General features: G+C 58.3%; 14 protein-coding genes. 7 read left to right on the forward strand and 7 right to left on the reverse strand.

Annotation, left to right across the window (positions count from 1 at the left end):
- Positions 1 to 276: 276 nt before the first annotated feature.
- A complete protein-coding gene (locus EC9_RS24340; protein ID WP_218934404.1) occupies positions 277 to 1,128 on the forward strand; it encodes a MurR/RpiR family transcriptional regulator in 852 nt (283 codons plus the stop codon).
- Between the two features lie 114 nt (positions 1,129 to 1,242).
- Here the strand turns inward: EC9_RS24340 and EC9_RS24345 are convergent, their stop codons facing one another.
- From EC9_RS24345 to EC9_RS24355, 3 genes are all read right to left on the reverse strand, one after another.
- Entirely contained in the window at positions 1,243 to 2,676 is a 1,434-nt protein-coding gene (locus tag EC9_RS24345) for an HTTM domain-containing protein (protein WP_246105855.1), read from the reverse strand.
- Between the two features lie 183 nt (positions 2,677 to 2,859).
- Positions 2,860 to 3,294, reverse strand: a complete 435-nt coding sequence (locus EC9_RS24350; RefSeq protein ID WP_145348607.1) for a hypothetical protein — start codon at positions 3,292 to 3,294, stop codon at positions 2,860 to 2,862.
- A 156-nt stretch (positions 3,295 to 3,450) separates the two neighbouring features.
- Positions 3,451 to 4,317 (reverse strand): DUF1559 domain-containing protein, encoded by an 867-nt coding sequence (locus EC9_RS24355; protein WP_218934405.1) that lies wholly within the window; start codon positions 4,315 to 4,317, stop codon positions 3,451 to 3,453.
- Between the two features lie 487 nt (positions 4,318 to 4,804).
- Here EC9_RS24355 and EC9_RS24360 point away from each other — a divergent pair, with 487 nt between their 5' ends.
- Together EC9_RS24360 and EC9_RS24365 are read left to right on the forward strand one after the other, a co-directional pair.
- Complete coding sequence (locus EC9_RS24360; RefSeq protein ID WP_218934406.1) at positions 4,805 to 5,791, forward strand: leucine-rich repeat domain-containing protein; 987 nt, start codon at positions 4,805 to 4,807, stop codon at positions 5,789 to 5,791.
- A gap of 57 nt (positions 5,792 to 5,848) precedes the next feature.
- Positions 5,849 to 7,294 (forward strand): purple acid phosphatase family protein, encoded by a 1,446-nt coding sequence (locus EC9_RS24365; RefSeq protein ID WP_145348609.1) that lies wholly within the window; start codon positions 5,849 to 5,851, stop codon positions 7,292 to 7,294.
- 124 nt (positions 7,295 to 7,418) lie between these two features.
- Here the strand turns inward: EC9_RS24365 and EC9_RS24370 are convergent, their stop codons facing one another.
- From EC9_RS24370 to EC9_RS24385, 4 genes are all read right to left on the reverse strand, one after another.
- The gene (locus EC9_RS24370) at positions 7,419 to 8,918 is read right to left on the reverse strand and encodes a glutamate synthase subunit beta (protein ID WP_145348610.1); all 1,500 of its coding nucleotides are present in this window, start codon (positions 8,916 to 8,918) and stop codon (positions 7,419 to 7,421) included.
- Between the two features lie 111 nt (positions 8,919 to 9,029).
- Positions 9,030 to 13,592 (reverse strand): glutamate synthase large subunit, encoded by a 4,563-nt coding sequence (gene gltB, locus EC9_RS24375; protein WP_145348611.1) that lies wholly within the window; start codon positions 13,590 to 13,592, stop codon positions 9,030 to 9,032.
- Between the two features lie 121 nt (positions 13,593 to 13,713).
- Positions 13,714 to 14,676 (reverse strand): LysR family transcriptional regulator, encoded by a 963-nt coding sequence (locus EC9_RS24380; protein WP_145348612.1) that lies wholly within the window; start codon positions 14,674 to 14,676, stop codon positions 13,714 to 13,716.
- A gap of 248 nt (positions 14,677 to 14,924) precedes the next feature.
- A complete protein-coding gene (locus EC9_RS24385; protein ID WP_145348613.1) occupies positions 14,925 to 19,091 on the reverse strand; it encodes an FHA domain-containing protein in 4,167 nt (1,388 codons plus the stop codon).
- Positions 19,092 to 19,680: 589 nt separating this feature from the next.
- Between EC9_RS24385 and EC9_RS24390 the strand changes: the two genes are divergently transcribed.
- The 4 genes from EC9_RS24390 (at position 19,681) to EC9_RS24405 (ending at position 23,552) form a co-directional block, all read left to right on the forward strand.
- Positions 19,681 to 20,091: a TraR/DksA family transcriptional regulator gene (locus EC9_RS24390; protein ID WP_145348614.1), complete on the forward strand. Its 411-nt coding sequence runs from the start codon at positions 19,681 to 19,683 to the stop codon at positions 20,089 to 20,091.
- 299 nt (positions 20,092 to 20,390) lie between these two features.
- Positions 20,391 to 21,491 carry a S1C family serine protease gene (locus tag EC9_RS24395; protein WP_246105856.1) on the forward strand — a complete coding sequence of 367 codons (1,101 nt, stop codon included), beginning with the start codon at positions 20,391 to 20,393 and terminating at the stop codon, positions 21,489 to 21,491.
- A gap of 388 nt (positions 21,492 to 21,879) precedes the next feature.
- Positions 21,880 to 22,983: a DUF1559 family PulG-like putative transporter gene (locus EC9_RS24400; protein WP_145348616.1), complete on the forward strand. Its 1,104-nt coding sequence runs from the start codon at positions 21,880 to 21,882 to the stop codon at positions 22,981 to 22,983.
- 158 nt (positions 22,984 to 23,141) lie between these two features.
- Entirely contained in the window at positions 23,142 to 23,552 is a 411-nt protein-coding gene (locus EC9_RS24405) for a hypothetical protein (RefSeq protein ID WP_145123643.1), read from the forward strand.
- Positions 23,553 to 23,555 lie beyond the last annotated feature (3 nt).

Raw genomic sequence — 23,555 nt, forward strand, 5'->3', positions numbered from 1 at the left:
CGTGTTTCAATTTGCGGCACCAGTCGGCACGCGCCAGCGTCCGGTTCCCCTGAAGAACGCCGCGCTCGCGCGTGCCTTCGTTCATTCGCCCGAGCCCCAACACTTTATTAGCCCCTGTTTAGATGAAGTTCGTGTGAAGGAGTCGACGACGATCCCCGGTACGATTACGCTCGGCGGTTCGTCGCGTCAAAATGGATGAAGCGAGCGTGCGATCCATGTCCGTTCACCCCTAACCTGTCCCCGCGATCTCTCCCTAACCGACGCTGTGAACTTTTGATGAGTACCCCTGCCGCCCAAAGCTCCTCCTACCCCGATGAATCCTGGCGGAAGAAGTTTCGTCGCCTGCATGGCGAACTGACCAACGCAGAACAGCGGGCTGGCGAATATTTCGAGAAGCATCCCGAGTCGGCATACCATTCGATCACCGAAGTCGTTGCGATCAGTGGGATCGGATACGGAACCGTGATTCGTTTTTGCCAGAAGCTGGGCTGCAAGGGCTTTCAAGACTTCAAGCTGATGCTGGCAACCGACGAAGCGGTCAACGTGCGCGCCGAACGCGATCCGAACGATCGCCAGGGGAGCGAGGTTGAGCGACGGCTGAAGAACGATCTCAGTGAAACCCTGAGACTGCTGGACGACCACGACTTGCAATTGGCGGCCGAGCGTCTGCTGGCCTGCCGAGTTGTTCAAATCGTGGGTGTTGCCAGCTCTGCACCGTTGGTGACAGGATTGGCCTGGAAGCTCGTCCGGATTGGTATCGACGCCCGCCCATCGACCGAAGGGTATGTGATGGCGGTCAACGCGACGCTGCTCGACGAATCGGATGTCCTCATCGCGATCAGTTCATCGGGCGCGACGAAGGACATCCTGCACGCGGCGAGCGTTGCCGAAACACAGCAGGCAACGGTGATCGCCCTCACAAATTTCCCCAACTCACCGCTCAGTCAAATAGCGGATATTTCGCTGATCACCACCGCAAATCGCGACCCGATCAAGGCCGAGATCCCGTCGATCATCGCGGGGGAAGCTGTCGCAGAGATGCTCCTGGACCGACTGCTCACCCTCGCCCCGGAACGCCTCGATCACATTCTCCAATCCTCCAAAGCCGTATCGGATCGAAAGCTCTAACGCCGTCCGATTCGGCCCTCAAACGCACCAGTCCATACAGGAAAGTCCTTCCACCAGAGCTTAATGTTGGGTGGTAATGCAATCCGAGCACAAACACAAACGCGGGCTCACCGGTTAGGGCTTGTCTGTGCGACGGCGCTGCACTTGAGGCCGAATTTGCATTACTGCAGGCAGGTCCAAATCGAGCACGGTCTCCCACTGATCCAACGGCGCAGTCCAACCTTCCGATCGGAAAGGTTCCGATAGTGGAACAATCCAAGGCTGCGGAGCCCATTGGCGCTCGACCGCAGCGTAATCGATCGTCGGGTCCATCAGCAGTTGCGCCTTGCGGCCGTTCAATGCGGCGAGATTAAGGACGTAGATCTCCAGCTTTCGGTCCTGCAGTTCGAGATAGTGATCACGAACATGGTGGACAAAATCGATTACCATGTCGGCGTCTTTTCCCATCCGACTCAACTGTCGCTCGTTCAGAAAGTCTTCGACCCGAATCAAACCGCGCTCGCCAGAGGAAGGATCGACGACGTAGAAGCGAATCCCTACATCCTTCTCGCGCAACATCATGTGCCAGGCGAAATGGTGCCCTTCCTCGGACCAGCTGACATCGCCTGGGTAGAGATAATGTCGAAACGGCAGCAACAATTGCCAGCTGCAAAACAACGCGAGCCCCGCCAATTGAAGCTTCTGTAAACGTGTCGTCGATCGCGGCGGCGGGTCGGATTGTACATCGATCGGTGGAAACCGAAACAGCTTCCGCAGGCTCTCCGCCGGGAAGAAGATCAACGTCGCGCCGATCATGAACCATGGAAAGATCCCGATGTCCCAGAGCAACGCGTTCATCAGGTGAAAACAGAGTGCTGCGAGATAGGCCAACGGTCGCGTTGGTCGCCACAGCAGTGCAGGGACAATAAGCAGGTCGAGCAAGATGCCGCCGTAGGAGAACAGGAACGGGGCCTGTTCGTTTGTCAACAAACTGCCGACGAGGGGCGCGTCGTGCCGCCGGGCCAGCCAGAGCGTGAGTGGCTGCGAGTGCAACCAGTCGTAATTCAGCTTTGCCAAGCCACCATAGAAATAGGGGATGCCCAGCTGCAGACGCAACAACCACAGCGCCCAAGTTGGCGCCGCGTTCGACTGCCGGACAATTCCAAAGTAGGCATCGAGCGACCCGGCGCGGTGTGCGGGGATCACGATCATCAGGCCGCTGAGCAGGCAGATCAGGTAGCAATGGTTTTGATATAGCGCCTTTTCAATCAGAAACAGGTGGGTGTAGCCCAAGAAAAAGGCGACCGCGCTGCAGCGATAAAATAGCCCGACGGTAATCCCTGCGGCCGCAATCCCCATCACGGCAACATGGTAGTACATCCCATCCCCAGGCCACGGCTTAACCCACTCAAAACCGGGATAGGTGAAATGGAAATCGGGCAAGACGTAGAAGAAATGGATCCAGTGGTCGATCGTCATGCAGTAGAGGTGATACAGCATCATCCCGCCAAAGAAGATGCGGAACAGAACCAGCGGGGCGATCGACTGAGGCGAGAAGAGTCGCCCCACCACGTCTAATGATCCGCAAGTCGCTGCCCGAGGACTTGCGGTTGGTTCGGATATCTGTGGTTCCGGTCCAGCTTCTGCGATCGCCACGTGCGTATCCAGGCGTTGAAGTTGAGACGACTTTCGCAGTTGCCTGTGGCAGGGAGCGAATATTGGCGGCGGGACGATCAGGAGAGCGGGGGCGACTTAGCTGCCGTGCGTGATTTCGGCTTCCCCTTTCGCGTGCAGGTGGATCTCCAGGTTGTTGCCGTCTGGCTTCACTTCAACCTTTAAGGATGTTCCACCTGGGATATAAGGGTCCTTCAGGATCACGTCGTCGTCTTCAGGGTCGGGGCGGAAGAAGTTGACAGTGTGCATGCCGATAACAGCTCCATCACTGTCGCCGTAGGTTGAGAGCTGAAACCTGCCGTCGCTGTCGATCGTCCCGCTGGCCGATTTGCCCGATTCGAGCGGATCCGATCCGCTCGATACGTCTGGCGTGAACATCACGTAACCTTCCGTGACCGGCGATCCGTCCAGCAACACCGTGCCGTCGACCGGCGAAACCTCCATCATGTGGGCTTCGCGGCCACAACCGATCGCTGCCAAAACCATTAAGAAGGCGGCGCAAGTTGTCATCATTCTTCGTAGCATCGTAGATTCCCAAGGCTCCAATAATCGGCGGGCTCACCGCGGACGGGAAGCTGGCCGGTTCGCGGGGCGTGGTGAAAGGGGGGGCAAGAAACGCAGCGCAATAGAGAGAGGACCACCTATTGCGCTGCGGCGATTCAGTGCGAGTTACGGTCGCTGAACGACTTCTCCATCCGCTTTGTCGGCCAGACGGCCAAAGGTGACCATATCGATGTTTTCCGAAACGAAAGACACCGAACCATCGGCAAAGCTAAATTGCACACCGCCGGGATGTTGGCTAGCAAAGGAGTCGTCGCGCGTTCCGTTCAACACGTGCGCGATCCCCGCTTCGGCGACGACGTTCTGGTGCTGGTTATTGGTACCGATCCAGACTTTGAAGTCTTGCGAGTTGCTGTGCGATGGGCCGTCGATCTGGCGTTGGAATTCGGTATAGGCTTCGCCCACAGCGATCGTATTGCTGGTGCCATCGAGCACGTCGCGAATCTTCGTTGTGCGATAGGTGGTCCCGATCTTTCCAAACATTCCCGTGATCGAACCGCCTCCCGATCCCAAGCTGCCGCTGTAATCGTTGCGTGCATGACCGCCCTGAGTATCCGACTGGTAGGGGCTGTGCATCAACGACATTGAATTTGTCGGGCAGATATAGGTGCTGACCACCTGATCCGTGACGCCAACCTGCAGCTTGAGCGCCACGTCCGGCGCTTGCGCTGTAAAATCGATCTGATCGTAGAGGGTGCTTAGCTCCAGTTGCGGCAGGATCATGCAGGCCCAACCGTATTCGTCGTCACCGTAGAGACTTCCCGGCGGGAATGAGCGAACCGAATCGTGGTAATTGTGCAAGGCAAGGCCGATTTGCTTGAGATTATTGCTGCATTGCATCCGCCGTGCGGCTTCGCGTGCGCTTTGCACGGCAGGCAGCAGCAGGCCAACCAAGATTCCAATAACGGCAATCACGACTAGCAGTTCGACGAGGGTGAAGCCGCGATTTTGTGCTCGCGTGTCCATGATTCGCATCGGTTTTCCTTTGTTGTTCGTAGAGGGAGAGTGGTCGTTGTGTTTTAAAGGCAAGTCGTTCCCCAATATCACGACGACACGAGTTGTCAAAGTCGAGGTTGAGGGGAAAGCGACCGAACCGCACGTCACAACAGATAGCCAACACGACGCGTCAGCGTGTGACTGCCGGTTGATTTGGTAGGTACTCTAGCGACTGCCTCTCGAAACTTAGCGAAGGTTCCGTTAAGACTCCGCTAGTAATTGCGATAGCTGCGAGATATTCGTAGTGGCTTAAATGCAATCAGTTACTGTTGCATTCTGCCGGCAGCCATATTGGTGGTGTCCGTGGTGGTGCAGCATCGATAGCATGGCCAAGAATTCACACGGAGATGCTCTCAAACGCTGCACGTATGTAAGCTCGGCTATTGCTCCGATGATGAAGTTCGATAGCGACTCGCCTTGCCTTCCATTAAAACTCCACGTCCGACTCCCCTCCAGGTGCAACAACATGTCCTCTGAAGCTAGCCTTGGCGTGAACGCGCCGCGCCGTCGAAACCTTGTTGCTGCAACGCTAATCTTGTTGCCATGCTTCGTTGGAGGTGGCTGGGCATTTCAGGCCTTCTATGGCGGCATGCCACGAGGTGAACGCCGAGCTGTCGCCGCACTGAATCAACTGGCGCCGGTTGATGTCACAACGAACGACTCGGGTTCGGTGATAGCGTTGAAAGCCAATTCACCAGCGTTGACCGACGCCGCAGCACCCTATCTGGCAAAGCTGCATTTTCTGCAACGAATCGATCTCAACCAGAGTGGCGTTGGCGACGGGGCAATGGCGGCGATCAGCGAACTGCCGGAGCTGAAGTCGATCTACCTCAACCAGACGGGCGTAACATCCAAGGGGATTGCCGCGTTAGCCAGTTGTGGGACGATCGAAGAATTGACCCTGTCGCAATGCCCCATCGATGACGAAGCGCTCGTTGCGATCGCAAAAATGAAACACTTGAAACTGCTGGATCTTAGCAAAACAGCGATCACCAACACGGGAATGTCTCACCTGGAAACACTCACTCGATTGCATACCCTCTACTTGCGGGAAACCTCGGTTACAGGCGATGGTTTCGCGATGCTACGGAATTCGTCGGAACTAAGATTGGTGGATCTTGGCGATTCGCAAATCGACCAAGCAACGATCGAGGCGCTGCGATTCTTTCCACGGCTGGACAGACTGCATTTGGGGCATACGATGCTGACCGATACGATGCTTCCTGAGTTCTTAGAAATACTGATCGATTCGTGCCCCGAATTGCGTGGGCTGGCGATTCAACAGACGCCATTGTCCGACGTCGCGGTTGAGCCGCTGAAACGATTGGCTGAGCTTCCCAACCTGGCGGTGGTCGACTTGCGCGACACAAAGATTACCAAGTCGGCGTACCTACAGTTAACCCAAGCGGTTCCCGAAGTGAATTTCACCGCGTCATACTCCATCGAAGACTAAACGCTTCTAACCGACAACCAACCAGACTATTTAACTAAACATTAACAAGGATCACCGATGCTGCTCTCGAGAACATTTTTACTTGCCTGCTTCGCTCTGCTGCAGATTCCCCAGTGGGGCATCGCGCACGAGGGAGAACATGGCCATTCGCACGCTCCCATCGCCGTGAAGCCCGATGAAATGTACGAACCGACGGCGATGCCCGATCGGATCATCTTGACCTGGGACGGCGATCCACGCACCTCCCAGGCTGTCACTTGGCGAACATCGACCGCTGTCAACATCGGGCTTGCCGAAATCGCCGTCGCTGAAGCGGGCCCCGGCTTCCCGGCGAAAGCGGAGCAGATCGCGGCGGTCTCCGAGGCGTTGAAGACCGACCTGAACACGGCGCACTTTCACAGCGTCAGCTTTCGCGACCTGACCCCAGGCACGCGTTACGCCTATCGCGTCGGCGATGGCGTGAACTGGAGCGAGTGGTTTCACTTCTCCACCGCGGCCGACAAGCCCGAGCCGTTTTCGTTTGTCTACTTTGGCGACGCGCAAAACAACCTGCGTTCGATGTGGTCGCGCGTGATTCGCGAAGCCTATCGCGACGCTCCCAAGGCGGCGTTCCTGCTGCACGCTGGCGATCTCGTGAACCGAGCCAATGCGGACGCCGAGTGGGGCGAGTGGTTTGGCGCTGGAGCGTGGCTCAACGCGATGACTCCCAGCATCGCAGTCCCTGGCAACCACGAGCAATCCAAGACGCCCGATGGGAAAAAGCGACAGTTGACATCGCATTGGCGTCCTTCGTTCACGCTGCCTCAAAACGGCCCCAAGGGGCTTGAGGAAAGCTGCTACACGCTCGTCTATCAGAACCTTCGCGTGATCGCTCTGAATAGCAACGAAATGCAGAAGGAGCAGGCGGTTTGGCTCGAAGAGGTCTTGGCCAGTAACACGTCTGAGTGGGTTGTCTGCACCTTTCATCATCCGATCTTTTCGACCGGCAAGGGACGCGACAACAGCTCGCTGCGAGCCGCTTGGAAACCGATCCTGGACAAATATAAAGTCGACCTCGTGCTGCAGGGGCACGACCACACTTACGGCCGGACCGGCTTCAACGTTCCCGGAGTCGAGGTGTCAGAGAAAGAGTTCTCGACGTTTGGAGCCGACGACAAGGCGGCGACCGAGCCTGGCGACAAGGAGATCAGCGTCGGCACGGTCAACGTTCCCACGGGCGTGCAAAGCGTCGATCCCGAGCACGGGACTGTCTACGTCGTTTCGGTCAGCGGGCCGAAGATGTACGACAATACGCGTTGGCCGTTCATGAAGCGTTTGGCCGAGGATACTCAACTGTATCAAGTGATTCACATCGATGGCGATCAGCTTCGTTTCGAAGCGCGCACGGCGATCGGAGAGCTGTACGACGCGTTCGAGTTGTACAAGCAAGGCGATGGCGAGATCAACAAGATGGTTGAAATCGAAGTCGAGATGCCGCAGAACCTGCGACCGAAGAAAGACTAGTCCGCCCCCAAGCGGCCACCGTTTGACGACTTGTTGCAAGGCGAGATCCTTGCAACAAGTGAATCGATCGGTCGCGGCAGGCTGATGCTGCCGCGACCTTCTTTTGTGCTCGGAACCTGACAGCTTAAGTTGCCGACAGTTCGGTTCCCATCGTCGTTCCTGGAGCTGGCAGAACGCTGCTGCCCTGCAGGAAGATGTCGATCGCACGGGCGGCACCGCGGCCTTCGTTGATCGCCCAGACGACAAGGCTCTGTCCGCGACGGCAGTCACCGGCGGCGAAGACGCCTTCGATGCTGGTCGTGAACTTGCCATGCTCGGCTTTGTAGTTCGATCGGTTGTCGGTCTCGAAGCCCATCGATTCGACAAGGTACTGTTCCGGGCCCAGGAAGCCCATCGCCAGGTAGACGCGTTGTGCGGGCCAAACCTTTTCCGAGCCTTCGATCTCGCTCATCGCCCAGCCGCCATCGGGCTTCTTCGTCCATTCGACACCCACGGTGCGAATGCCCGACAGGTTGCCCTGGCCGTCGTCGATGAATTCCTTCGACAGGATGCAATACGTCCGCGGATCCTTGCCGAACTTGGCTGCCGCTTCTTCGTGACCGTAATCGGTGCGGAAGACGCGCGGCCATTCGGGCCAAGGATTGTCGGGAGCACGCTCTTCGGGCGGCTGAGGCAGCAGCTCGAAGTTGACCATGCTCTTGCAGCCGTGGCGGATCGAAGTGCCGATACAGTCGGTGCCGGTATCGCCACCGCCGATCACGATAACATCTTTCCCTTCGGAGTTGATGAACTCGGCCGTGTCGGTCTTGTCGAGAACCTTCTTGGTGTTACCGGTCAGGTAATCCATCGCAAAGTGGACGCCCTTCAGGTCGCGGCCGGGAATCGGCAGGTCGCGTGGCTTGGTCGCACCGGTCGACAGGAGGACTGCATCAAAATCCTTCTGCAAGTCCTTCGGGTCGATGTCGACGCCGACGTTGGCGTTGGTCTTGAAGGTGACCCCTTCGGCTGTCATCTTCTCGACGCGGCGAGCGACCTGGTTCTTGTCCAGCTTCATGTTAGGGATGCCGTACATCAGCAACCCTCCGATGCGGCTGGCGCGTTCGAAGACGGTGACCAGGTGGCCGGCGCGGTTCAGTTGATCCGCGGCGGCGAGGCCAGCGGGTCCCGAACCGATGATCGCTACCTTTTTGCCTGTCCGTGCGTTTGGCGGTTCGGGCTTAATCCAGCCCTCCTGCCAAGCGCGGTCGACGATCGCGTTCTCGATGTTCTTGATGGTCACGGGCGGATTGGTGATGCCCAAAACGCACGACCCTTCGCACGGCGCGGGGCAGACCCGACCGGTGAACTCGGGGAAGTTGTTCGTCTTGTGCAGACGCTGGATCGCGTCTTCCCAGCGACCGTTGTAGACCAGGTCGTTCCACTCGGGGATCAGGTTGTCGATCGGACAACCGCTGGACGATTGGCAGAACGGCACACCGCAATCCATACACCGGGCACCCTGCTCGCGGAGCAGTTCTTCTTTGGGTTCGGTGTAGATTTCCTGGTAGTCGTTGATGCGGACAACTGGCAGTCGCCAAGGCACTTTTTTGCGGTCAAACTCTTTGAATCCAGTTGGCTTACCCATCGTGATACTCTCAATTTTAAAAGGCGAATTGTGTGAGGCGTCGTCGGCCCCGTTGTGCGTGCCTGGGCAGATCGACTGCCCAGGCTGCGTCCACGTGTTGCTTGGCTATGACTAGACGTTGACCGTCTGGTTTGCTTCGGCCAGTTCTTGCAAGACACGCTTGTAATCGGTTGGCATAACTTTGACACACTGCTTCACGAAGGTGTCCCAATCGTCCAGGGCTTCCTGCCCGACCGTGCTGCCCGTGTAGCGAACATGCTTCTCGATCAATTCCTTGATCTCGTCCTGTTCCGCTTCGGTTTCGATCTTCTCGAGCTCTACCGTTCCCAGGTTGCAGTTCAGGCTGAAGTCGCCCGCCTTGTCCCAGATGTAGGCGATACCGCCCGACATACCGGCAGCAAAGTTGCGTCCGGTGGCACCGAGGATCACCACGCGACCGCCGGTCATGTATTCACAGCCGTGATCGCCGACACCTTCGATAACGGTGTTGGCACCACTGTTGCGAACCGAGAAGCGTTCGGCAGCCCGACCGCGGAAGAAGGCTTCGCCCATCGTGGCACCATACAGGCAGACGTTGCCGACCAGGATGTTGTCTTCGGCGGTGAACGAACTGACCTTCGGTGGGTAGATCACGATCCGACCGCCCGAGAGGCCCTTGCCGACGAAATCGTTAGCGTCGCCGTCGAGTTCGATCGTGATTCCCTTGGCCAACCACGCTCCCAAGCTCTGTCCGGCCGAACCGGTCAGCTTGATGTGGATCGTGTCTTCGGGAAGACCCGTTTGGCCGTACCGCTTGGCGACCTCGTGGCTGAGGATCGTACCGACGGTTCGGTTGATGTTCACGATCGGCGATTCGATCACGACAGGTTCCTTGGTCTCCAGCGTCTTCATCGCCTGAGGCAAGATGACGGTATTGTCCAAGGCGTGCTCGAGTCCGTGATCCTGAGCGATGGTGCAACGCGTTTCGACGTCGGCGTGCATCTTGGTCGCTGGGCGTAGGATCGGAGTCAGGTCCAATCCGTCGGACTTCCAGTGGCGGATCGCATCGTCGGTCTTCAACACGTCGCTGCGGCCGACCATTTCGTCGATCGATCGGAAGCCGAGCTTGGCCATCAATTGACGTGCATCCTCGGCGACCATGAACAGGTAATTGACCACGTGTTCCGGCTTGCCTGCGAACTTCTTTCGCAGATCGGGATCTTGCGTCGCGATGCCGACTGGGCAGGTGTTCAAGTGACACTTACGCATCATGATGCAGCCCAGCGCGATCAGCGGCGCGGTCGAGAAGCCGAACTCTTCAGCTCCCAGCAACGCGGCGATGACGACGTCGCGGCCGGTCTTCAGACCACCATCGGTTTGCAGAACCACGCGGCTGCGGAGGTTGTTCAGAACCAGAACCTGATGGGTTTCGGCAATTCCCAATTCCCATGGCAGACCGGCATGCTTGATGCTGGTCAGCGGCGAGGCACCCGTACCGCCCGAATCGCCCGAGATCAGGATGTGATCGGCGTGTGCTTTCGCCACGCCCGAAGCGACCACGCCAACACCAACTTCGCTGACCAGCTTCACGCTGATCCGCGCCGCGGGGTTGCTGTTCTTCAGGTCGTGGATCAATTGCGACAGATCCTCGATCGAATAGATATCGTGGTGCGGCGGCGGACTGATCAAGCCAACACCCGGGGTGCTGTAGCGAATCCGGGCGATGTTCTGGTCGACCTTCTTGCCCGGCAGCTCTCCACCTTCGCCCGGCTTGGCACCCTGGCTGACCTTGATCTGAATCTCGTCGGCGTTGGCCAGATATTCGATCGTCACGCCAAAGCGTCCGCTGGCGACCTGCTTGATCGCCGAACGCTTGCTGTCGCCATTGGCCAACGGCAGGAACCGCGTCGGATCTTCGCCGCCTTCGCCGGTGTTGCTCTTACCGCCCAAGCGATTCATCGCCACGGCAAGCGTTTCGTGCGATTCGGCGCTGATCGAACCAAAGCTCATCGCCCCGGTGCAGAATCGCTTGACGATCTCCGACGCGGGCTGAACTTCGTCCAACGGCACCTCGGGACCCGCCCCGGCCTCGTTGAAGTCGAGCAGGCCACGCAGTGTCCAGCGGGTCTTGTTGTCGTGGTTGATGAAGTTGGCAAACTTCCAGTACGCATCCTTGTTGCCGGTTCGAGCGGCGGCTTGCAGCGATGCGATCGATTCGGGAGCCCAAGCGTGCTTTTCGCCTTCGGCACGCCAGTGGAATTCACCGACGTTGGGCAGCTGTGGCAGCTGAGCCGATTTGACGTCGGGATATCCCAGGTGATGGCGACGCAGCGTCTCTTCGGCGACCAGTTGGAAGTTGACGCCTTCGATGCGGCTGGCGGTGTTGGTGAAGCAGAGGTCGATCACGTCGTGATTCAAACCGATCGCTTCGAAAATCTGAGCACCCTTGTAACTTTGCAGCGTGCTGATGCCCATCTTGGCCATCACCTTGAGCATCCCCTTGGCGACACCCTTGCGGTAGGCGGCAACGATCTTGTCGTCGTCGTCCAGTTTGCCGGTTAGCAGGCCGTCGCGACGCGATTGCCACAGCGATTCGAAGGCCAAGTAGGGGTTGATCGCGTCGGCACCGTAGCCGATCAACAGGCAGTGGTGATGGACTTCGCGAGCTTCGCCCGATTCGACAACGACGCCGATCTGCGTACGCTTGGCCTTGCGGACCAAGTGTTGGTGGACCGCACCAGCAGCCAACAGCGAGCTGACTGGAACGCGGTCGTGGCTGACCTCACGGTCCGACAGCACGATGATCGAGAAGCCAGCGTCGACGGCCGCTTCCGCTTCGGCAGCGATTCGCAGCAAGGCGTTGCGGAGGCCATCGGTTCCTTCGGATCGATCGAAGGTGATGTCGATCGTTTGCGACTTCCAGCCGCGATGGTCCAGGTGCTTGAGTGCCGCCAATTCTTCATTGGTCAGGATTGGGTGAGGTACCAGCAAGCGATGGCAGTGTTCTTCGGTCGCTTCAAGCAGGTTCAGCTCGGGCCCGATGTAACACTCAAGCGACATGATGATCTCTTCGCGGATCGAATCGATCGCGGGGTTCGTCACCTGAGCAAACAGCTGCTTGAAGTAGTCGTAGATCATTCGCGGCTTGTCGCTCAGACAGGCCAACGCGGAATCGTTCCCCATCGACCCGACCGGATCGCGGAGTTCGGTGACCAACGGACGCAACATGAACTGCATCGTTTCGATTGTGTATCCAAACGCTTGCATCCGCTGCAGCAAGGTGTCGGCGTCGAAACCGTGTGGTTCCTGTTCGGGGTGCAGGTCCGACAGTTGGATGCGTTGGTTTTTGAGCCACTTGCCGTACGGAGCTCGCTTGGCGAATTCGGTCTTCAGTTCTTCGTCGGCGATCACGCGACCGGCTTCGAAATCGACAAGGAACATCTTGCCAGGTTGCAGACGGCCCTTCTCTTTGACGATCGCCGGATCGACTGGCAGCACGCCGACTTCACTGGCCATGATCACGCGATCATCGGTCGTGATGTAATAGCGGCTAGGTCGCAGACCGTTGCGGTCGAGAACCGCACCGATGTAATGGCCGTCGGTAAACGCGATCGACGCGGGGCCGTCCCACGGTTCCATCATGCCGCTGAAGTATTCGTAGAAGGCACGCTTCTCTTCGGGCATCGTGTCGTGCTTCTGCCAAGCTTCGGGAACCATCATCATGACAGCTTCTTGCAGCGTGCGGCCGTTCATCAACAGGAACTCTAACACGTTGTCGAACGTGCCCGAATCGCTGCACTCGGGCTCGACGACAGGGAACAAACTTTGCAGTTCGTCGCCAAAGGCTTCGCTGCGGGCGGTTCCTTCGCGAGCGGCCATCCAGTTCTTGTTGCCGCGGACCGTGTTAATCTCGCCGTTGTGGCTCATGAATCGCAGCGGTTGGGCGCGATCCCAGCTGGGGAAGGTGTTCGTCGAGAACCGGCTGTGAACCATCGCCAGATGGGTTTCAAAGTCGGGATCGGTGAGGTCGGGGTAATACGGCAGCAACTGTGCCGGTGTCAGCATGCCCTTGTAGATGATGACCTTGGTGGACAGCGAGCAGATGTAGAACATCTTCGCCTGGACCAATGTCTCGCTGCCACGCAGTTGATGGCTGGCACGCTTGCGGATGCTGTACAGCTTGCGTTCAAACGCGTCGCCTTCGATGCCGTCGGCCGCAGCGACAAACAGCTGTTCGATGTTCGGTTCGCTCTTGCGGGCGGTGGGGCCAACATCGGCGGCATCGGTGTTTTGGGGAACGTTACGCCAACCGACGAGGGTCTGCCCCGCTTCGGTGATCAGCTTTTCGATCTCCTGCTTGCAATGCGCTCGTTCGGCGTCGTCTTGCGGCAGGAAGACCAAACCGGCGGCGAAACGCCCCGGTTCGGGAAGCGTTGCGCCAAATTCAGCTTTGGCCACGCGAGCCAGGAAGCGGTGGGGCAAGCCCATCATGATTCCCGATCCGTCGCCGGTGTTGGTTTCGCAACCGCAGGCGCCGCGGTGGTCCATGTTCTTCAGGATCGTGTCGGCATCCAACACGATCTGGTGGCTGGGCTGGCCTTTGATGTGCGCCACAAAGCCAACACCACAACTGTCTTTCTCATGGGCTGGGTCGTAGAGTCCCTGCTTTGGCGGAAAGTGGAAGTCGGTATTCATAGGGCTAACTTTCATGTTTACGTGTAACGGTTACGTTCGGTGCAGCCGTCCGTGGAGCAACGATCTGCAGCGATCCATCGTGCAGAGGCGGTGGCGGGAACCGAGAGGGTCCCGCGCTGGCCTAGGTCGCGGCCGAGGCGGCCGGCTGTTTCAATTCAGCGTCGGCACGGCGGCGAATTTCAGAACTCGATTCGTCCGGTTTTAGAGGACGACCCAACAGAAGAGCACCAAATTCCAACGCTGCCGGCCCGAGTCGGGCTCCGCGACGCCAGATGATGCCAAGTGGTCGAGTGATTTCGAGGTCGGGGCACTGAATCACACGCAGTGAATCGTTGGCGACCTCGCGTCGGATCGCGGGCTCGGGCAGAATCCCGATCCCGCTGTTCAATTGAATGGCCCGGATTAAAGAATCGATATTATCGAAGCCGGTATCAAATTTGGGCCGGATACCGTTTCGTGTTAAGTAGGCAGCGATCTCGCGTTGGACCTTTAACGAAGGATCGAAACCCATCATCAGTTGGCCGTCGAGTTCCGCCAGACGGACCTCGCGGCGATTGGCGAAAGGATGATCCGGAGCGCTGATCAACTTCATCGGCTCGCGCTGCCAGGTGACGCAGTTCAGCGTCCGCGTGCTCTTGGGATACGAGATCAGCCCCAGGTCGGCGGTCCCTTCCATCACCGATTCGTGAACCCGCTCGGGGATCACAAATTCGATATGCAGGTCGACGTCGGGGTGACGTTCCGCAAATTCCGATTTGGCCGAGGGCATGTAGCTGAGCCCTACCGAATAGATCGAAGCGACCTCGACCTGGCCGGCCAGCCGTTTGCCAAACGAACGAACTTCCTGGTCGAGCGTTTGGAGGTCGAACAGAACCCGCTGCAGCCCCTCGAAATAGAGCTGTCCGGCGGCGGTCAAGACCAGCGGACGCTTGGAGCGATCGATCAACTGGACCGATAGATCCTGTTCCAGATGATGGACGATCTGGCTAGCCGCGCTCTGAGTCATGCCATGAGCCGCAGCCGCACGCGAAAAACTGCGTTGGCTGGCGATGTCGCAAAAAACTCGGAGTGCTCGGATCTGCATATACGGAAGATTGTCTCGTGATATTAGCTGGGCTGTAGTATTAGCTGCTCTAATTTAAGGTTGCCGTAGCTTGAATTACTGTGATGCAACCTAATCGACAGAATCCCGATTCGTCAACGGTTCTTCTTCAGAACGGACGATAAAATCGGGCAGATAACACGCGATATTAACAATCCCAACCGAGAGCAGCGGTTTGGCAGCCGCCGCATCGGGGATTCGCGAGAGAGTCGCCGGTTTCAATGGCGATGTTACTGATCGACGCTACTGGTCGGTTGTTCATCGACAGCGATCGGTGCGGCAGTTCGCTGCACGGGAGCGGTTTCGCGGCCCGAGGAAGGCCCGCTTCCCTTGAGCAGCTTGAGGCCGCCGAGCCCCCAGTAAACTGCCAGCAGCACGCAAGCACCCGCTGCCAGGCTGTAAGGCATCAATTGACGCTGGGCGAGGACGGCGAAGGTGCCGCTGCCCATGATGAACGCTCCCGACAGGAACAGTTTCAGGATCGCCTGGCTGCGCTGTCGATTGCGAACACTTTTGGCGATCGCTTGCCGTGCAGAACTGTTGGCCAGTTCACGCATCGCATTCAGGTTGGCCGAATGCTCGGGGGCGGCGCTACGGGGAACATACTCCGATTCATGCATCACCTCCTGCTTGACCTCCTCAACGACCTCCGCAGCGACGACGTCCGTCGCCGCTTCGGGTCGCTGCACCACCGGAGTCGCCCCCGGTTGCGGTGCTGCGGGAGCTGGTGGTTCGGGCTCATCCGCCCCGCCATGCATCCGCTTGAGCAAGCGGTTCATATAGGCTTCGATCGAATCCTCATCCTCCTCACCAGCGGCATCGCTAGCGGTCGCCCCCATCCCCTCCTGAACGAGGGCCGATTGCTGGTTCGGTTCGTATAGCGGGACTTCGCGTTGCAGAAGCGCTGGCTTCTGAGACGACTCGACTTCGCGGGACTCTTCCTCCTGCGACTCCTGAGCGTACGAACCGTAATACGACTCTTCCTGAGGTGGCTCCTGGTAGGACGCACTGTGCGAATCGTCGATCGTGGAATCGACAACTTGCGACTCTTCGACAGGCTCGCGGTGAGACTCTACCTGGCTCGACTCCTCTTCGGGACGCAGACCAAACGCGGCATCAGTCGGCTCCACATCGTCTTGTGGAGCGGCGACCGAATACCCTCCCTCGGGCATCATCTGAGTCTGCCCGGCAAAGTCTTCGTCGGCTAAATCATTCGACGAATCAGCTTCATCCGTCGCGGCGTCCGCAATTGCTGAAACGGCTTCGTTCGCTGGCGCGTCCTCGTCGGTCGGCGGATCGAGCGAGGCAGCCGATTGGATGCTTGGGAAGGCTTCTGAAGCCGAACTCCCATCATCCGAAGCGAGGTCCTCCGACTCCGGCGAATCCGCTGGGACCGGGAACGAAAAGCCCATCGTCATCGAAGCATCAAATTCCAGAGCCGTCGGATCGTAGGTACTCGATTCAGACAAATCAGCAAACGACCCAGCTTGAGGTGCGTCGCGATTGAATTCGCCAATCATCTCCGCCGCCAAACCACTCAACGCCTCATCGTCATCCTCGCCCCAAGGAGAGATTTCGTCGGCGTCGTCCCCTTGATCGACGACAAGCCCATCCGCAGCGTCGCCCCAAGCGGCTTCGTCGTAGCTGCCGAACGAACTCTCACTAACATTCCCTTCTACCGCCTCGCGTCCATCGTCCCCCGCGACGGCTTCTTCACCGTACGCCGCCGAACTTTCGGCGTCGATCTCGAAACCCTCAGCAAAGGCGGAGGGGTCGCTGCCAACAATCCCCAACTGACCGGCATCTTGAACAACGTAAGTATTCGCGACATCCTCGTCATCGGCCCCCGCTTCCCAAGTTGTTTCGCCCCCATCGATCTGCAACGTCCCCTGGTGGTCGGAGTCGGCATCGGGAGCTGTCATGCTGTGATAGACGCTGCGTTGGCTGTCGGAATCCTCGTCGACAACCGGGGCTCCGGAAGGCCCGGCCAAGCCAGCTTCGCTCGCCTGGCGCGCCGCATCCACCCCATCCTCACCATGGGAGTCTTCCGGCCGCGAGCCGTCGAATGCATCCGGCGTGGCACAATCTGCAAACGATGGCTCCGATCCGCTCTGCTCGAGAGGAGCTTCCACAGCCTCGAAGGAACTGGCTTCGCTCTCCAGGTCGCTTGCTTGCAGGTCCACTTCCGGTTCCGCGATGGAGCTAGCCGATGGAATCGAAAACGCAGCGAGAGGCGCCATTGCGGAGGGGTCGTCGTCGCTGTGGAATGCTGAATCGTGCGAGTCGCCGAACGGCGAATCATCTTGTCTCGACGCCAACGGCTCGTCGTCGGCCCCGGAATCGATCCGACCATCCGTCTCACCGTCAACCGACTGCGATGGAGCCTCGGTTTCGTGCGATTGATCCTGGTGCAAGCGATTGACCTCCGCTTGCAAGCGAGCGGCCAAGCGATTGGCAACAGTCGCTTCTTCCTGCGGATTGACCGATTCTCGCAGCGCGGCAAATTGCGACAACTCAGCCGCTTGATGCGAAATTTTGTATTCGAGTTCTTCGCGCTCAAGCTGCCACGAACTTTGCCGCGCGGCCTGTTCAACGCGCAGCGCCGCCAAGCGATCGTGTGCCTTCTGCAGATCCTCATTCAATTTCGCGGTTTGGTCGAGCACTTCGGCGTCCGCTTCGCTGCTAGCCGCCTCGGCCTCCGCCAATTCGGTCTGCAGATGATCGGCTCGTTCGCGCTGTTCATTAAACTTGGTTTCCGAAAGCGCCATCTGGCGACCGATCTGTTCGATCGTCGCGTTCAGCTCCTTCGCTTCCGACTCCCACGCCTGCTGGTGATTCTTGTATTTCGTCACCGCGTCGGACAGCTCGGCTTCCAGATGCGAGATCTTCGCCGCCGCCGCTTCATTTTGCTCGACGTGATTCGCGATCCCCTGCTGATACTCAGCCTGCTCGCGGGCCAAAGCCTCTTCGTGCTGCGCCAGTTCGTCGGCCAGTTGGGCCTCGAGCCGCTGCTGCTGCGCCCGCAGATCTTCGATCGTCTGGGCATGGGCTGCTGTTAACGCTTCGTTCTGCTGCCGGTGTTGCGACGCAAGCTCTTCGACAACGCGTGCATGTTCCGCCTGCAACTCCTCTTGCCGGGCGACCTGCTTGGCAATCGCTTCGGCATGCTCCGCCGCGGACTTGTCGGCGCTAACGATCGCATCGTCCAACTGCTTACGCCACGACAAAGCCGACTTCTGCTGTTGCGCAAGTTCGTCCTGCGCAATCGACAACTGGCGGTTCAGGTCGGCGATCGCGTCGCGGAGACCGGCCGTCTCCAATTCCCAACTGGCTTGCCGCTCGCTGTGTGCTGCGATCGCGTCGCTCAGCTGAGACTCGAGCTGTTGGATGCGAATCAGCGCTTGTTCGTGCTTCTCGCGGTGCTGGCGAGCCTCTCGGTTAGCCCTATCGACCGCGGTCTCCAAAACGCTGACGCGATCGGTCAACTGGACAAACGCTTCCAATTGAGAGGCGTGCTTGGCGTTGGCGGTTTCCAATTGCTGTTGCAAAGCGTCCGACCGCATCCGTTCGGAGTTGTCGGCCAGTTGTTCGAAAAGCGAATCCAGCTTGTCGGCCAACGTTTCCACGGCGTGTGTCGACGCGGCGCTCGACGCCATCGCCGCTTCGGCATGCTTGGACGATTGCTCCTGCATCCGCTCGAGTCGCTTCAGCCGCGCGACTTCCTGAGGATCGGTTGGGCGAAGCTTGGCCGCGGCGGGCTTGCGAGCTGCGGCCAACGGTGTGGCGCGGTGAAAATAGTCTTCGGCATCAAACGGCATCGCTGTCGTCTTGGATACCAACCGCATTCCATCAGCAAACGACAGACGGCTGGAGGCGGACGCCTCCTCCTTGCGAGGATTACGGGAAAGCCGGCTGCTTTCAGCCCCCTCGCGAGGCGAATGAATAAAGTGACGAGCGGCTTCAGCGAAGGGCGAGCCCGGAGGCATTGTCATCGCTGCGGGTGCCTGCCCCGGTTCGGCTGGCGGTTGCACAACCGATGAGTCCCGCACCCCTTGCAGCAGGGTCAGGGTATAGTCCCCCAGCTGAAGGTTATCCCCCTCTTCCAACCACGCCTCGGTGACGCGAATCCCATTGACCAGGATGGCGATACCGTACCCGCGGACCAGCAATCGATCCTGTTGGCGGATCAGGATCGCGTGCGTCTTTCGCAGCGACGAGTCCTCCAGCCGGACCGAGCAACCGTCGCCCGACCCAAAGGTGTAGCTCTGGCCGCTCAATCGCAACCGGCGGCGGGGATGCCCGACGCGGTCGACCTGGAATTCCAGATAGTCTTCGTTACCGGGGCCACCGGAGCCCAGATCTTGTGTTGGCTTTTGGGTGTTAGCTGGTGCGGACACGTCGTTGCCTTCCGATTGATTCCTTCAATGGGGATTATCCCTTCATCTCTTCTATCGGAACGATAACGCTCGTACATTCCTCCAAACCAGACTGATCCGACTTTCCTTGGATTTCTCAACCTCCTTTTGTCCTAAAAATGCCGATTAGGGCAGGCTAGCAATTGCCTACCCGTCGAATTCATTCGACTCAACCCAAGAAACCAGCCCAGAAACCGCTAGGTTGAAAAGAGAGTGTGATAGCACGGAATTCAAACTGTCCCACACAAAAAGTTCCCGGAGCAGAACGCTAGACACCCTGGAAACGCTATCGCAAGTATCCGTCAGTGAAGGACTTGCGACCCGACTTTACCACCCCGACCAGATGAATTCGAGAATCGCAGTCAAGCCATTTGGCGAAAGCGCACTATAGTTAAGTTTGCCTGCGGACAACCCAACGGACCAAGCCGAGGAACACGAGCCTGCGGAATGCTGTCTGACATGTTGAACCGCTGGCGGAAAACGCTTCAAAGCGACGTCTTCAACAGCAGAAATCGAGACGGCTGCTGGCAATCCAAAGATTAACCATCAATGAACTGAGGCTGTTAGAGATATGGCACGTACACAAGCTATCTTGAAGTTGCGACAATTGCTCGTTCGACGGCGGGATGCACTTCGCCGAGTCCTGGCGGGCGACTTGAGTTCGCTTAACGAATTGCGTGAGCAAAGCCATGGCGATGCGTTGGATGCCGCGTCGGACACCGCGCGGGACGAATTGAGCAGCCAGTTGGCGGAAGTCGAAAGTCGTGAACTAGGCCAGATCGACGAAGCGCTTGTGCGGATGCGAGACGGCTCGTACGGCAGCTGCGATGGGTGTGGCAAAGTGATCCCCGTCGCCCGGCTCCAGATCGTCCCCTATGCGACTGAGTGCATCGAGTGCAAACGCAAAAGCGAAGGGAGCAATACTGGCGGTGGATGGTCTTGGAACCAACCACAGGGCGGTGCGGAAGTCGATAGCGTTTAGGTCGCGAAGCGATTTCTGAACGGATAAAGTGGGCGAACCGCGATCGCCAGCAACGCGACCTATCGATCAGCTATATATAGGTTGCAAACTTGGCTCCGCCAACGGCATGAAATATCATTGATAGCGAAGCGTTCCCTGTTTGGGAAACGCTTCGCTTTTTTCATGTTATGTCGATGCTGCATATCGTCCACGTTAGATCGACGCCAGCGAAGTCTAGCCCTCCACAATACCGATGTTCAGTGCAGCAGTGAATGTTCTTCGGCTCATCGACGCTTTCGTATTTCAGGACAAACAGAATAATGAACCTTTCGAGATGGATCCTGGCAGTCGCGATCATCTGCGGCTCGACGTCGTCAACCTTCGCTCAATTGCAACCAGCGAGCCTGGTCAACGATCGCCCCTCCCCCCGCCCCGAGGTCGATATCCCAGGCCAAATCGCGGTCTTGCAAAGCATGAGCCGGGTCGTCAAACACGTCGCCCGGACAGCCAAACCTTGCGTGGTCCATCTCGAAGCGCGCAAGACAGAAACCAAGCGAGGCCGTAGCGAGGAATTCGACGAAGCCGGCTCTGGAGCGATTGTGGCAATCGATGGCCGGAACTACGTCGTCACCAACCGGCATGTCGTCTTCGGTGCCAAAGAGTCGCAAGTCACGATCCGCCTGAACGACGGTCGCGAACTCAACCCGATCCGGATCGTCAGCGATCCCAGTACCGACGTGGCGATCATGGAGATCCGTGGGGAAGATCTGGAAATCGCCCAACTCGGCGACAGCGATCTTGTCGATATCGGCGACTTTGTCCTCGCGATCGGCAGCCCCTTTGGCCTCAGCCACTCGGTCACCTTCGGTATCATCAGCGCCAAGGGACGTCGCGACCTGACCTTGGGTGAAGAACGGATTGAACTGCAGGACTTCTTTCAAACCGACGCTGCCATCAACCCCGGCAACAGCGGTGGCCCGTTGTTGAATCTTCAAGGGGAAGTGATCGGTCTCAACACCGCGATCGCCAGCAGCAGCGGCGGTAGCGAGGGGATCGGTTTTGCAATTCCGATCAACATGGTGATGCTGGTGGCCCGCCAACTTGCCACTACCGGACGACTGCAGCGATCCTACCTAGGGGTTTCACTGGACCCTGACTTTGGCCCCAAGACAGCCACTCGGTTGGGTGTTCGACGACCACGGGGGGCATTAGTTAAGAAGGTCACCCCCAATTCGCCAGCGGCGCAGGGGCGTCTGCAACACGACGACCTGATCCAATCGTTTAATGGCGTTGAGATCGAGGACGATGACCACCTGGTCAACCAAGTGGGGCTAACTCCTATCGGCCAAGAGGTGGCTGTGGTTCTACTGCGTGAGGGGAAACAATATCAAACCAAGCTGACTGTCACCGCACGCCCCTAGCTCACGCTGCCGACAAAACGCCCCCAGAACCCACCACGATGGAACACCACTGCGCACCACAGTGCGAACAACCGGGCCAACACAGGGTTGCCTCGCAGGAAAATTATTTGAAATTCCATGTCGGGGGAGCGCACCTTACCGTCTCATTCCCCACTGTAATTCGATGCGTGTGCTGTCGATTTCCCCGCTGCGATGTTGCCTGATTCTTGAAGATTGCCGTTAACGCTATCTTCACACAAACGCAACGTTCGTCTCACAATCTTCATCTAGCTTGCTCCCGTCGAAAGAAGTCACGCGCAACGGTCGTTGCGCTCTCTGCGCTAATTAGTTCACTCTCCCCAAGCGCCGACTTCCTTTCATCCGAACTCATATCAGGAGCACCCTCACTGTGGATCGTTTTCAACAGAAAGCTTCGGCTTCGAGAAGTCACAAGCGTCTTGGTTTTACCTTGGTGGAACTGTTGGTCGTGATCGCGATCATCGGCATCCTCGTCGGGCTGTTGCTGCCCGCCGTCCAAGCGGCTCGCGAAGCGGCTCGGCGGATGCAATGCCAGAACAACATGAAGCAACTTGGGTTGGCGTTGCACAACCACATGGATACCTACAACTCCCTGCCACCGGGCTGGGTCAACTACGACGAATCGGCAAACCGGTATAAGACCGGCGGATGGCAACACGGCCAGAATGAAATGGGGTGGCACTGGCTGGCAATGCTGCTGCCATACGTCGAACAACCCGGGCTGTGGGAGCTGGTGGAAGAATGTGAAGCCGCTCGGCCGACCGGAACTCAGAATCCATGCGACCACTGCGAATCGATGGATCCAAACCATTTCGGGCGTGAACAGTTGCCTGCGTTTTCGCGATGCCCATCGGCAGTGACGCTCTCCAAGCAATTCAGCGACGGCGGCTACGGCCTCGAAGCTCTGGGCAAAGGTAGCAACTATGCTGCCAGCTGGGGATCGGGCAACATGCTCTCCTGGGAAAGCAGTGCCACCCGCGGTGCATTTGGCACCTACTACACGACGCAGGAAAAGTTTAACACTCCCGCTGTTTCCAGAGCCGATCGCTACCAGCATTCCAAGGGGATGGGCAGCCAAGACTTTATCGATGGCTTGAGCAACACAGTGGCATTGAGCGAGATCATTGGCAGCGACGGGCTGACGGGAACCTCCAGCACCGACATCCGCGGCGTTTGGATGTCGCCAGCGATGGGAGCCACGATTTTCAGCGCCTTCCTGAATCCCAACTCGCGCGAGCGTGATGTGATCGCCGCCTGCGATGAAACGATCCCAGACGACCGTTTTCCTCTGTTGGCTTGTACCGAAGAACGCGACACCGAAAACGTCTATGCCGCGGCGAGAAGCTTTCATCCCGGAGGCGTCAACACCGCGATGGCCGATGGATCGGTTCGTTTCTTCTCCGAGACCGTCGATAACGTCGCCGTCTGGCGTCCGTTGAACACCGCCCAAAACGGCGAAGTCGTCGCGGAATAAGTCACAACGAAACGATGGCGACACACGGGGCGAGCTGCTGGGATTCCAGCAGCCGACCTCGGTCGCGAGGCAACGATCGCCCGCGCCGCTAGTTGTTTGTTGTCGCCCCATGAATCCTCCCCCATAAAACTCAAACTCCCTTAAACACTTTTAGGTCCATGAAAAACGTTAGCCAATTGTTTATCGTTGCTCTGTTGGTCGCTCCCGTCCTGATCGGCTGCGGTTCAACCGATCCGGTCCAAGTGACCGATGCTCAAAACTTGAATGCTCAAGTCGAAGGCTTGGGCGACGCCGCGGGCGATGAAGCAAGCTTTGCCAAAGCATTTGTCGCCGGGGCTGCTCCCGAAAATCGCAAAGACTACGGAGCGCGTGGCTTCCAAGTTGTCGGCGATGCGACAGTCGACGGTGACAGCGCAACCGTGCCAGTCAAAATCTTCGGCGGTGTCTACAGCACAACCGGAAAAGATGGTGGCAGCAAAAAGCCTTCCGATGCAACCGAGACCGAACAGGTCTGGACATTGCAGCGAAATGGCGACACTTGGAAGATCAAAGACGCACCGTTGGGCTAGTCG

Source organism: Rosistilla ulvae (assembly GCF_007741475.1).
Classification (GTDB): domain Bacteria; phylum Planctomycetota; class Planctomycetia; order Pirellulales; family Pirellulaceae; genus Rosistilla; species Rosistilla ulvae.

Excerpts from the sequence above, each read along its gene's own strand:
- EC9_RS24395 (WP_246105856.1), top strand. The coding sequence starts at position 20,391 with ATGAACCTTTCGAGATGGATCCTGGCAGTCGCGATCATCTGCGGCTCG.
- gltB (WP_145348611.1), bottom strand. The coding sequence starts at position 13,592 with ATGAATACCGACTTCCACTTTCCGCCAAAGCAGGGACTCTACGACCCA.
- EC9_RS24405 (WP_145123643.1), top strand. The coding sequence starts at position 23,142 with ATGAAAAACGTTAGCCAATTGTTTATCGTTGCTCTGTTGGTCGCTCCC.
- EC9_RS24350 (WP_145348607.1), bottom strand. The coding sequence starts at position 3,294 with ATGATGACAACTTGCGCCGCCTTCTTAATGGTTTTGGCAGCGATCGGT.
- EC9_RS24365 (WP_145348609.1), top strand. The coding sequence starts at position 5,849 with ATGCTGCTCTCGAGAACATTTTTACTTGCCTGCTTCGCTCTGCTGCAG.
- EC9_RS24355 (WP_218934405.1), bottom strand. The coding sequence starts at position 4,317 with ATGCGAATCATGGACACGCGAGCACAAAATCGCGGCTTCACCCTCGTC.
- EC9_RS24380 (WP_145348612.1), bottom strand. The coding sequence starts at position 14,676 with ATGCAGATCCGAGCACTCCGAGTTTTTTGCGACATCGCCAGCCAACGC.
- EC9_RS24390 (WP_145348614.1), top strand. The coding sequence starts at position 19,681 with ATGGCACGTACACAAGCTATCTTGAAGTTGCGACAATTGCTCGTTCGA.
- EC9_RS24370 (WP_145348610.1), bottom strand. The coding sequence starts at position 8,918 with ATGGGTAAGCCAACTGGATTCAAAGAGTTTGACCGCAAAAAAGTGCCT.
- EC9_RS24340 (WP_218934404.1), top strand. The coding sequence starts at position 277 with ATGAGTACCCCTGCCGCCCAAAGCTCCTCCTACCCCGATGAATCCTGG.
- EC9_RS24360 (WP_218934406.1), top strand. The coding sequence starts at position 4,805 with ATGTCCTCTGAAGCTAGCCTTGGCGTGAACGCGCCGCGCCGTCGAAAC.